An 11,999-nucleotide genomic window follows, 5' to 3' on the forward strand; every position below is an offset into this window, starting at 1 on the left:
TATATTTAATAGTATAGCATACTACTCGTTTTTTATTTTTTGTTTCTGAGAGATGTGCTTCATAAAGTAGCATTATGCTTCCTGTTTTTATTGTATACTAATACCATGCAATCACTACGATCTATACTCACAAGGCTTAAAAACGACTCGTGTAAAAAATGGCTGTTTCCATCGGCGGTTATCATTTGTTTGCTTTTTGCAACTGGCTTAAAAATTTCCGGGTCTTCGTTTGGCCCGTACTACGATCTATTTCTTCAAGGGAAACCGTCGTCAAATCTCATAGCTGGTGAGACCCGACATATTCGTAGCGATGAGTGGCTGGTTGTTACGCAGTTTACAATTGCACAAAAAGCAGCCGGTTATCCGCTCATCAACAAGAACTTCGGTGATTCTGGAAAAAATATGAGCCTCGTCTCCGACGCGCCCTATAAAGAGTGGTCGACTATATTCCGCCCTCAGAATCTCGCTTTTTTCATTATACCATTTGAGTTTGCCCTTGCCTTTAAATGGTGGTTTTTGCTCGCATCATTATTGCTGAGCATATATTTTCTAGCCTTAAAATTCCTTCCCGGCAAATACTCGCTCGCGAGCCTGCTGTCTATCGTCGGTTCATTTACTCCTTTTATATTCTGGTGGTATCAAACAATCACCATCATGAGCATCGTCTGGGGAATTGTCATACTGCTTACAGCCATGCGCTTGATAGAACATAGGCCTCTTTCATTTCTCGCTAACTATAAGCGTGGCAATATCATATCGCAGCTCATACTGTCTGGTTCGCTCATTTATTCACTAGTAGGATTTGCTCTATTGCTATACCCTGCTTTTCAGATTCCCGTCGTAATTACGGTAGGTCTAGTTTTTCTTGGTTATTACATAAACACCTGGAAGAAACTTACCAAAAAGACACGCAAGAGACTGTATATCAACACAGTTGTTCTGGCTGGCTCTACCTTAGTGGCCATTGGTATCATCGGCGTATTTTTAATCACTAGGCTGGATGCGGTGCGAGCCATCTCTGGCACAGACTATCCCGGAGCACGCTTTGTACACTCAGGCACACCGTCACAGGCCGACCTCATTGGATTAGCAGGCTATAGTCAGTATCGTCTACAGGATAATTCGTCCATTGGCTCGATTGATCCAAGTAAGGGTAGCATCAATCAGAGCGAACTATCAGCGTCTATCATCATACCTTTTGCCTTTATTATTCCTATATTACTTATACTTCTTTATCAATGGCGCAAAAAAAGAATGGTAGATTGGGTGGGTGTAGCAATCGTTACTACCTGTCTAGTCTTCGCTGCACATCTATTCTTGCCGGGGTTTTCCACAATAGCAAAGCCCTTTATGCTGCATCTTGTGCCAATAACGAGGCTTCAGCTTGGCTTGGGCTTTGTGGGTACTCTTTCGTTACTTTATGTTATCGCCAACAGTAAACAGCTTGTGTCAAAATACCGTCCATGGGTATATCTCTATTCAGGTCTCATGATTATTGTGTATATTCTAACGATAGTATTTATTATAAAATTTAATCGTAATTTTGCCGGAGACTTACGTATATTAGGTATAGCCGCGATCAGCTTTTCTGGTGGCCTAGCTCTTGTTTTTATTGGCAAAGAAAAGCTTGGCTTACTGCTGCTATCAGCTCTCTGCATTATGTCAACCATAACCATCCAACCCCTCTACAAAGGCCTCGGCAGTGGCTATAATAGTAATATAATTACCAACAAAATAGCTTCGCTGTCATCACCTGATGACGCATGGGGACTATCTGGCACGGTTGTTTTGGAGAATTTTCCACAAATGGCCAATCGCAAATCAATTACCGGGGTTCACACGTATCCTGATAAAGATTTTTGGTCGAAAGTATCCAAGGACAAAACTATTTACAATAGATATGCTCACGTACTGCTGTCTGACACAATCACGGACGACTTAAAGCTAACGCAGCCAGATGTGTTCATTGCGCGCTTGAGTTGCAACAACCATCTCGGTAGAACTATTACTCACGTTCTCGCAACGACTCCCCTCCAACTTCCCTGCTACAAATTAATTGATCAAACCACGGTGGGTGGTGGTACTATCATGTTTTATAAAAGAACCCCGTAAAGTCTTTACTATATCATTAGTACTTGCTATGATTAACCATAAAGGGAATAATCTACTAATTATGAGAATACAGAAAAAACGAAACCATAAAAAAATAGTCTTGGTATTGGTTGTGTTGTTTTTGCTATTAACCGGGTACGCTTTAATGGCCTATGGGTTTAAATTTTGGCCTTTTACGAAAAATCAATTTACTGAAGCAACAGAGGAACAAAAAACAGCTGGCAACAATATAAAAGAAAAGTCATTAGAAAACACAACCGAGGGAGCAGGAGATAAAAAATCTTCGCCGCAACCCAAAACACCGCGAGGTAGCGACCCCTCCCCGGCGCCAACTCCGTCGCCAAACGGTGGTAAGTCGACGGTTGGAGTGAGCATAACCGCCGCAACAGTCGATAAGTCTACTGCTACCCTTTACGTACGCGGTCTTATCCAAACCATTTCTTCAAACGGCACCTGCACCCTGTCGATGCGTCACAGCAGTGGACGAACATATTCAAGTAGCGCCGGGTCACAGGCAGGACCGAGCACCTCCAGCTGTAAGGGCTTTAATGTACCCCTTTCTCAACTGACCCCGGGAAAATGGACAATAACAATTCACTATGAGGATGCTACCGTTACTGGTAGCGCCGAGGGGGAGGTAACTATATGAAAAAGTTTCTACTCAGCGTAGGACTGTCGATATCAATCTGCCTGGGAGTATTGTTTACTTCATTACCAGTGTCGGCTACCTTGAATGATTTTGATCCAGGCAACATCATGGATGATACAGTTGCCACCAATTATGGATCTATGAATGCGCAGCAAATTCAAGCTTTTCTCAACAGCAAAGTTCCCCAATGCGACACTAACGGATCTCAACCGGCAAGAGAGTTCGGAAGGCCCGACATTAGCCGTGCTCAGTATGCTTCTTTGCGCGGCTGGCATGGTCCACCGTATACCTGTCTACGTGATTACCGATCGGGAGATAGAAGAAGTGCTGCTCAATTAATTTTTGATGCCGCCCAAAAATATCACGTCAACCCTCAACTTCTTATAGTTCTTCTACAAAAGGAGCAGGCGTTAGTGACTGATGTTTGGCCAACGCGCGGTCAATTTAGAAGTGCAACCGGCTACGGCTGTCCAGACACGGCCGCCTGTGATAGTAAATATTTTGGCTTGGAAAACCAACTAGAGTGGGCTGCAAAACACTTCCATTATATCATTACTCGTAATCCGAATTGGTATTCTCCATATACGACCGGCGTTAATTTTGTTCGCTGGAGTCCAAATGCGGCCTGTGGTGGATCACATGTAAATATTCAAAATTGGACGACCGCCGCATTATATAGCTACACACCATACCAGCCAAATGCTGCTGCTTTAGCTGCTGGCTATGGCACGGGTAACGGTTGTAGTGCCTACGGAAATCGTAATTTCTATAATTATTTCACCGATTGGTTTGGCGGTACTCGCTCAAGCAGCTCTTTTGCTTGTCGAGATGGTCAAAACCTGCCAGGTATCGCTACTGGCGCTCGAATAACACCAACCAGAATAAATGGCGGTCGAGATACATTAACTGTCACAGTTCCAAATAACACTGGTAGTAAATGTGCTGAGATACATACCTGGACAGACGCTCACTTACAGGCATGGTCACAACACGTCGCCACAAACTCATATACATTTAATCAACAATATAGTAAGGTTATTTCACAGAAAGTAAATCACAAGAATACTGTATTAACGAAAGTCGACTATAATGGTACGGCAAGTGGACGAGTTGAGTTTCATGTTTGGACTCAAGACGGGTTGCGCTGGCTAGCACATACCGCAACAACCGCCGGACCAATAGATCCGCTCCTCTCAGAAGTTATTACCGCTGACACCAACGGTGACGGGATAGATGAATACTATTTAATTAACTACGAGCAGACCAACACCGGGATGATTGAGGTGCACGGCTGGAGTAATAATGGTACGAGTTGGTTCCGACATACCGCAACAAGTCACCCTGCCGCCAGTATGAATACAGGTCGAGTCATCGCTGCCGATCTTGATGGCGACAAGAAGGACGAGTTTATCTACGTTAAGTACGGCAACACTTCAAGTGGACGAGTTGAGTTTCATGTTTGGGACTCATCATTAAAGAGCTGGGTACGTCATACCGCCAGCAATTACCCGCAAGCCGGCTATGTGGTAGCCACAAATGATATAGTGGCAGCTGACCTGTTTGGTAGAGGTAGAGATACGATCTATTACATTAAATACCGAGACACCCCTCATAATAAAATTGAGGTTCATGGGTGGGGCGACAATCAGCAATCGTGGGACAGTCACATATCGACCTCATCGGGCACATACTAAGCCTCTCGGGTGTAGGTATTTCAAATATCCCCGCCTTACTGGCGGGGATGATGGCTATTGCGGTATGTGTTTTATTTAGGTAAGCGATAGCCCGGTCCAAATTGCTCAAAATTATCGTTATAGAATGGGTCGCGCTTCAAATAATCGCCCCACCTTTTACGCATCTCGTTTTGCGCTTCTTGTAGCTCGGTGCTGTCTCTTTCTCTGGTATTGATGCGCCCAACGCTCTTTGATTCATAATGAAATAGTTCAGCATAAGGAGTGTACAGATTGTAGTAACCCTTTTTACGCAGCTTAAGGTTTAGATCAACATCATTATAGGTAACCCGCAGTTTCGGGTCAAAGCCGCCAACCTCATCAAACTTTTTCCGACTCACCATACTACACGCAGCGGTTACGGCCGATACATTGCGAATATTAGCCGTGTAAATATAGGTAAATATATCAACCCGCTGATCCTCGCCATAAAATGGATGAAACGCTATATCTCGTTCCGACAGGACGATTCCGGCATGCTGAATGGTCTTATCTTCGAACAGTAGCTTTGGCCCAACCATACCAATTTCTGGCCTTTGAGCATGTTCCAACAATGCCTGTATCCAGTCGTGCGTAATAACTTTGGTGTCATTATTTAAGAATAAAAGATATTCTCCACGAGAAGCTTTTGCCCCCTGGTTGCAAGCATCTGAAAAATTAAATTTCTTTTTATAATTAACGATGGTTACGCTTTCAAGACCACTGGTTAGCTTTTTGTAAAAATCTTTAACCCGCTTATCTGTCGACCCCGTATCAACAATGACGATTTCAAAATACGGATACGTTGTGTCTTCAATAATTGATTCGACGCAGTTCTTGATATAGGTAAAATTATCCTTAGTCGGAATAATAATTGACACGAGCGGACTATTCGGTATGACATACTTCTTGCGCCAAAAACCTAAAGCGGTATGAGCGTCAATATATGCATTATCGTTTCTTTGTCTAGCACTACTGCGAAGTACACGTCTTTGATTTATATAGGCATATGGTTTGCTGTCGGCATTCATAGCAGTCGAAGTTTCAGATTTACGCCAGTGATACAGAATTTTTGGAATATGATAAATATTGTCTGTTTGAGCGGCAATCTTTAGGAATAGGTCCCAGTCTTGAGCTCCTTGTGTGCCCGGCGTAAAGCCACCGACCTTTTTTACGGTGCTGGTTTTCATTGTTGCAAAATGAGTGACCATATTGCATGAATTCATAAAGTCGGGGCTCCAGTCCGGCTTAAAGAACGGCTCTATATGATTGTTCTCCTGATCAATTTTATCTTCATCAGTGTATATAAGCTCCACCTCAGGATACTTATTGATCACATTAACAGCCTCAAACAGTGCATTGGGCGCTAATATATCATCGTGATCAAGAAGCGATATGTATTCTCCTTTTGCCATAGTGAGGGCGGTGTTTGACGACTCGGCTATATGACCATTTTTTTTACGGAAAGTTGCTGTAATGTTGTCATATTTTTTTACATATTCCCTAACAACATGCTTCGTCTGCTCGTTCGTAGAATTATCATCAGAAATACATAATTCCCAATTATCATAACTCTGGGCCAGCACTGAATCAATACAAATACGAAGGTACTCTGGATTTGTATTGTATGTTGGTAGCAAAATGCTAATCAGCGGACGGTAACGAAACTTTTTAGACTGCTCTTTTTGTTCACTAAGTTGCTCGGCCGTCAGTGTGTGCTTGCCAAACCACTCAATGTATTCATCGTATCTCTTTTTATTTACAATTTTACGATCGCGATACAGACGAATTTGTTTTCGACCGTATGACGGATGTAATGTTGCGCGGACAGCAAATTTTGCGCTATTGATAATCATATTTTTCATGTTGCTTTACTCATCTCCCTTCATATAATTTCCATTCTCCCAACAACTTCATCGGCCCATCACGAAATTTGTCCTTTCCTTTTATAACAAACGAGAAAGCGCGTGGCAAATGTTTGACAATACCGTCGTCAATCCGACGATGTAGTGATATGTGAATATCATATCTTCCAGGATTAAAACAGTCTAGCTGCTGCTTAAAATTAATCTTCCTTCCATTTTTGATAAAGTGCTGCGGCGTATCTCTGCAATTACGATCAGCAAACACAAATCCACCATATACAAAAGAAATATTGACAAACAAGTCCTCAGAGATACCGTCAACAATAACGCCAATATCAAGTGTTTCTTTTTGGGTAAAAGACTTTTTATCCGGTAAATCAACAATCATCTCCACTGAATCGTCTTGAGATTCCTCCTCCGCCTTGGTGATGGTCTCGATATTTATCTCGGTATATAGGTCAGCGATCTCTTGAGGAGACCCGATATGCTTAATGCGACCACTCTCTATATACATAGCTCTTGAACAAAATCGCCGCACAGCATTCATGTCATGCGTGACAAAAACTACTGTTTGACCACTTCGCTTAACCTTTTCAAAATAATCAAAGCATTTCTGCTGAAATGCCGCGTCACCAACAGCCAGCACCTCATCGAGCATCAGGATGTCACCACGGGCTTTAATCGCCACTGAAAACGCCAATCTAACCTGCATTCCTGATGAATAGTTTTTTAGTTTTTCTTCCATAAAATCTGCCAACTCGGAAAATTCGACAATATCATCGTACATCAATTCCATCTCTTTATGGCTAAATCCTAATAGGGCACCGTTTAGAAATATATTTTCTCGACCGGTCAACTCGGGGTTAAAACCAACCCCAAGCTCAATAAACGGAACGAGAGATCCGTTTACCTGCACCGAACCCCCTGTTGGCGTATAAATTTGAGCGATTGATTTTAGTAGTGTACTCTTTCCTGATCCATTTTTACCAACTATACCAAAGAACTCGCCTTTTTTAATCTCAAATGAAATATCTTTTAGGGGAGTAAACTCTCGATACCCTTTTTTGCCTTTAAGATAATTGATTGTTTTTTGCTTGATACCGTTACTGGCTTCTGTTGGTATTTTGAATGTTTTTGTCAGCGTGTTAACGGCCACCGCAATATCGTCCATCGTTAAATCTCCTCCGCAAATGTTCTTGAACGCTTCTTAAAATACCGTATCGCAAACACACCGACTATCACTATCACGAGAAACGGTATTGATAACATCCATATGTTTAGCCGATCCCACATCACCATCGTATCTTTAGTAATGAGGATATATCTACTGTCCTGAATAATCTGCGTAACCGGATTAAGAAAAAGCAGATCAACCGCAACACTACTCTTTTGTAAAACCATTTGAAGTGGATAGATAACAGGCGTTGCATAAAATGCAGCCTGAGTAATCACCTCCCACAAATAACCCGTATCTCGTGATTTAACGTTGAGAGCTGACAAGAAAAAAGCGATACCTAACGCAAATATGTATAGCTCAATGATAAGCGGTAGAATAAGCAGTGACATCCAAGACAGCTGTACACCACTAACAAAAATGAATAATAGCACAACAATCATATTAAAAAACAGATTTATCAGAGAGGAGACTGTCCCAGAGATAACAACGATGTACTTTGGAAAATTAATTTTTCTAAGCAGATCACCCCGGCTTACTATAGAATTCAGGCCTTGATTAGTTGCTTCTACAAAAAAATTCCACAAGATTATACCCAATAATAGATATACCGGAAAATGTTGGATATTTCTTCCAACACCGAGGAACTTATCAAACACTATGTATAATATGGAAAAAAGAAAAAGCGGCTTGAGGATACTCCACACATATCCGAGCATAGAACCCTGGTAGCGCAACTTAAAATCTGTAACAACCAATTCCCTTAGGAGAATTCTGTTTTTTCTACTGAAAATTTCCAACCATTTCATAATCTGTATCACTTATTATACAATACGAGAGGAGTATTATGAATAGACTTGCGATTATCGTTCTTAATTGGAATGGTTCAGATGATGCCATAGAGTGTATTAAGTCACTAACGAGCCAGACGCTAAAGCCTACTATTATCATAGTGGACAACAATTCGAGTGATAATTCTGTTGATATATTTGAAAGCTATATCGCATTTCATCAAAAAGAAGATATCACTTTAATTAAAAACCCACGAAATCTAGGGTTTGCCGCCGGTATTAATACCGGCCTGAGGTACGCACTTACCCAAAAGTTTGAGTTTGTGGGTGTTCTTAATCCTGATGCGGTCGCTGATATTGACTGGTGTAGGTCCCTGTTAAGTGAGCTGGCCGGTCACAATGATTGCGGTATCGTGACTGGGTTGTTAGCCAGACGAGACGGAAAAACTATTGACTCTTCAGGTGATTTTTATACTACCTGGGGCCTGCCTGGTCCGCGCGGTCGTGATGAGCCTATCAAAAATGCACCGGACAAACCTGGCGAGGTTTTTGGCGCAACTGGCGGCGGAGCGATTTATCGCGCGGAAATTTTTGACGATATCGATATGTTCGACGAGGACTTTTTCATGTATTACGAAGATGTCGATCTCAGTTTTCGCGCTCAGCTGGCTGGCTGGAAAGTCCGCTTTACACCCAAAGCAGTTGCCTACCACAAGGTTGGCGCTAGCAGTAAAAAAGTACCGGGTCTCGCCGTTTACAACACCTTCAAAAACCTACCGTTGGTCTTTATTAAAAACGTTCCAGGAAAGCTATTTTGGTATATTGGCCTGCGCTTTTTCCTGGCATATTGGCTAATTTTCGCTAGCGCTGTCCGCCACGGTAGCGGCTGGCCTGCGCTTAAGGGTGTGTTGGTTTCAATCATTCACAAGCCTGCCGCTTATCACAAACGCGTATCAATTCAGAGAAGCCGCAGGGTTTCCGTCGACTACATCCACGGCATTATTCACGATGGACCGTTACCTAATCAAACCGGGCTATTAAAATTTAAGCGGTTTTTCAGAATGAGATAATATCATGGCAGTATGCGGCCATGTATAACCAACCACGCCACCAAGTTCCGCTACCTCCTCATCGGTACCATCAACACCGCCATTGATTTTGGTATACTGTTTATGCTGACTTGGTTTATTAGCACGCCGAAAGAATTGGCTAATATTATCTCGACGACCATTGCCTTTGCCTTTAGTTTTATCGCTAATCGATCATTCACCTTTCGCTCGCGTACCGGCAATGTTCGCCGCCAGCTACTCCTCTTCACGCTAGTTACCCTATTTGGTCTCTGGGTGATTCAGACGATCATCATTGCACTGCTTGCGCCAATTTTCATCAGCTTCAATCTTAGCCAGTCGGTGGCGCTGCTTATCAGCAAACTCATCGCCACCGTTGCCAGCCTTATCTGGAACTACCTACTCTATACCAATGTTGTCTTCAAAGATTAAGAACTCTTCTGCGAGATCACCAAGTGCCGCGCACGGCCTTCGCCCTCAGAGTGCGTCTCAATATCGCTATAGTCGCTCGCTACGTGGTGTACCACCCAACGATCAGCCGAATTTAGTTCGATAATTTTCGTTTCACCAGTTCGCCGTACCTCTTCGATCCAGCCGCGCGCCTTGTCAGCAATCTTTTCTGCGTGCTGCTTTTTATAATCAGCAATATCAATGTTCACCCGCACCAGCGCCGCCTGACGGTTGCGTAAAATTGCCGACACCACTGTTTGTAAACTTCGCAGCGTCTCGGCATTCCGCCCAATGAGCAGACTATTGCGCTCGCTCGACGGCACAACAGCCTTGATAACCTCATCTTCAACACTCACATCAACATCCAGATTAAGGTCAAAGAACGCTAAAAAGTCCTCTAGGTATTTCTTGACAAATTCAATGGTCGCGATTTGATCCATGTAGCCTCCTTAATCCTTCGCTTTTATCCGCGTGATATTTGCCTCCGTCGCTGTAGCTGCTCGTTGCGAAGCGGCTTTTGACTTTTTTGCTGATGCGGCAGACTTGCTCGTAGATTTTGGCGAACGCTTTTCGCCGGCAATCTGCTGCATTTCCGCACCATCTTGCTTGAGAATAATAGCGTTTTGAGTGTAGGCAGCAATGTTTGAGGTTGCCATATAGAGCGCCAGCGCCCCTGGCAAACTGATCATAATAAGGAACATAAACACCGGCATAACCTTCATCATTTTGCGCGTGACAATGGCGTTAACCTCAGTTTGGTCAGCGTTCTTACCCTCGCCCGCCTCCATCAGCACATCACGCAACCGCTTCTTGTTGTCCGAACTTGGCGACATCTGCTTTGATAATAAATATTGCAAAACAGCGGCCACCAAGGCAAGGATGAGCAACCCAATTGATACACCACTTGATGATAACGCCTGCTTCGTCAGGTCCATCAGCCCCAAGAAATTCTGGTTAAAGTGATCTGGATTGGCGATCAAGTGCTTGACCGGCTCCCACTGCTCCATTACGTCGTATGTGTACTTAGCGAGCTCTGAGCGCTGCAATACGAATATCTGCACTACACGGTAAATCGCGATCAGTACTGGCAGCTGGATAAGGAGTACTAGGATAGAGCTCATCGGCTTGATGTTATGCTTTTTGTACACATCCATCATCGCCATCGCCCGCATCTGTGGATTATTCTTATATTTTTTGTTCAGCTTGGCAAGTTCGGGCTGTATCTTACGCATCGCTTTGGCTTGATGGAGCTGCTTCTTAACCAGCGGCCACAACAGAAAACGCACAATTATTGTAAACAGTACAACGCTAACCCCAAAGTCGCCGCCTGGAATTAGCGCATAAATTGCCATCAGCAAGTTAAAAATTGGTTGCACAATAACCACATCAAACATGTTCATGTCCTCATTATACCAGAGGTGGCGCTATTTATACAGCCCCGCCTGTGAAAAGAGTTGTTTTACTGCCGTCCTTAGGTCGCTATGTGGCATCACCAGCACCTCCGGCGAAAACACCATAATAACAACATCAAACCCACCCCGAATATGTGGCAACTCGAGTCGGATAATTTCGTAAATTCGGCGACGTACGCGGTTGCGTTTGACGGCGGATTTAAGCACCTTTTTACTAATCACTACCGAAAACCGACCATGGCGACGGTGCGGATTGACAATATATTTCATGGTGAGCTGCGATGAGCGAATTGCCCGCCCGCGCGCATAGACATAGCGCAGGCTACCATGACCATGAAATCGGTTGACGTGACGTAACATAAGTCCAGTATAGCAAAATCCCGCCCTGTTAGGCGAGGCGGGAGTTTGCGTTCTAGATAGCGATTTTAGCGCGACCCTTGAGGCGACGACGCTTCAGGACAGCGCGGCCAGCCTTGGTCGAAACACGAGCTCGAAAACCGTGCGTCTTGGCGCGATGTCGCTTGTGTGGTTGAAATGTTCGCTTTGGCATATCGTCATTTAGTGTAGCCTTTTTTGACATTTTTTGCAAGTCATGGATAAACTTTCCACCGTTTCTGCTGTTTTTTCCACATATTTATCAGAGGTGGTTCATTGCTGTGGAAAAATCACCTCGAGAGTCCCTGAATTTTATGATGGCTCCTGTGCTTGTGGAAAAGTCTGATTTTTTGCTATAGTAGGGTTATCAACGTAGTTCCGAGGGGGAAGGTATT

At 43.6% G+C, this 11,999-nt stretch carries 12 protein-coding genes; 5 read left to right on the forward strand and 7 right to left on the reverse strand.

Annotated elements, in window-relative coordinates; all coding sequences use genetic code 11:
- The first annotated feature begins 105 nt into the window (after positions 1–105).
- The 3 genes from GWK74_04965 to GWK74_04975 all read left to right on the forward strand — a co-directional run bounded on the left by GWK74_04965 (position 106) and on the right by GWK74_04975 (position 4,455).
- Positions 106–2,112 carry a hypothetical protein gene (locus GWK74_04965; GenBank protein QHU90820.1) on the forward strand — a complete coding sequence of 669 codons (2,007 nt, stop codon included), beginning with the start codon at positions 106–108 and terminating at the stop codon, positions 2,110–2,112.
- Positions 2,113–2,173: 61 nt separating this feature from the next.
- A complete protein-coding gene (locus GWK74_04970; protein QHU90821.1) occupies positions 2,174–2,761 on the forward strand; it encodes a hypothetical protein in 588 nt (195 codons plus the stop codon).
- Complete coding sequence (locus GWK74_04975; GenBank protein QHU90822.1) at positions 2,758–4,455, forward strand: hypothetical protein; 1,698 nt, start codon at positions 2,758–2,760, stop codon at positions 4,453–4,455. The genes GWK74_04970 and GWK74_04975 overlap by 4 nt, the downstream gene beginning before the upstream one ends.
- A 71-nt stretch (positions 4,456–4,526) precedes the next feature.
- Here GWK74_04975 and GWK74_04980 read toward each other — a convergent pair whose 3' ends face one another.
- Genes GWK74_04980 through GWK74_04990 form a run of 3 tightly spaced genes read right to left on the reverse strand, consistent with a single transcriptional unit; the run spans position 4,527 to position 8,309 of the window.
- Positions 4,527–6,335, reverse strand: coding sequence for a glycosyltransferase (locus tag GWK74_04980; GenBank protein ID QHU90823.1), 1,809 nt, complete (start codon positions 6,333–6,335; stop codon positions 4,527–4,529).
- Between the two features lie 10 nt (positions 6,336–6,345).
- On the reverse strand, positions 6,346–7,506 hold the full coding sequence (locus GWK74_04985) for an ATP-binding cassette domain-containing protein (protein QHU90824.1): 1,161 nt from the start codon (positions 7,504–7,506) through the stop codon (positions 6,346–6,348).
- A gap of 2 nt (positions 7,507–7,508) precedes the next feature.
- Complete coding sequence (locus GWK74_04990; protein QHU90867.1) at positions 7,509–8,309, reverse strand: ABC transporter permease; 801 nt, start codon at positions 8,307–8,309, stop codon at positions 7,509–7,511.
- Positions 8,310–8,356: 47 nt separating this feature from the next.
- Here GWK74_04990 and GWK74_04995 point away from each other — a divergent pair, with 47 nt between their 5' ends.
- Both GWK74_04995 and GWK74_05000 read left to right on the forward strand, forming a co-directional pair.
- Positions 8,357–9,370, forward strand: a complete 1,014-nt coding sequence (locus GWK74_04995; GenBank protein ID QHU90825.1) for a glycosyltransferase — start codon at positions 8,357–8,359, stop codon at positions 9,368–9,370.
- Positions 9,371–9,382: 12 nt separating this feature from the next.
- A complete protein-coding gene (locus GWK74_05000) occupies positions 9,383–9,799 on the forward strand; it encodes a GtrA family protein (GenBank protein ID QHU90826.1) in 417 nt (138 codons plus the stop codon).
- Here GWK74_05000 and GWK74_05005 read toward each other — a convergent pair.
- Genes GWK74_05005 through rpmH form a run of 4 tightly spaced genes read right to left on the reverse strand, consistent with a single transcriptional unit; the run spans position 9,796 to position 11,779 of the window.
- On the reverse strand, positions 9,796–10,257 hold the full coding sequence (locus GWK74_05005) for a KH domain-containing protein (GenBank protein QHU90827.1): 462 nt from the start codon (positions 10,255–10,257) through the stop codon (positions 9,796–9,798). The genes GWK74_05000 and GWK74_05005 overlap by 4 nt on opposite strands.
- Positions 10,258–10,266: 9 nt before the next feature.
- On the reverse strand, positions 10,267–11,217 hold the full coding sequence (gene yidC / locus GWK74_05010; protein ID QHU90828.1) for a membrane protein insertase YidC: 951 nt from the start codon (positions 11,215–11,217) through the stop codon (positions 10,267–10,269).
- A 24-nt stretch (positions 11,218–11,241) separates the two neighbouring features.
- Positions 11,242–11,589 (reverse strand): ribonuclease P protein component, encoded by a 348-nt coding sequence (gene rnpA / locus GWK74_05015; protein QHU90829.1) that lies wholly within the window; start codon positions 11,587–11,589, stop codon positions 11,242–11,244.
- 52 nt (positions 11,590–11,641) lie between these two features.
- The gene (rpmH, locus tag GWK74_05020; protein QHU90830.1) at positions 11,642–11,779 is read right to left on the reverse strand and encodes a 50S ribosomal protein L34; all 138 of its coding nucleotides are present in this window, start codon (positions 11,777–11,779) and stop codon (positions 11,642–11,644) included.
- Between the last annotated feature and the right edge of the window lie 220 nt (positions 11,780–11,999).

The organism is Candidatus Saccharibacteria bacterium oral taxon 488, from assembly GCA_010202115.1.
Taxonomy (GTDB): domain Bacteria; phylum Patescibacteriota; class Saccharimonadia; order Saccharimonadales; family Saccharimonadaceae; genus Nanosynbacter.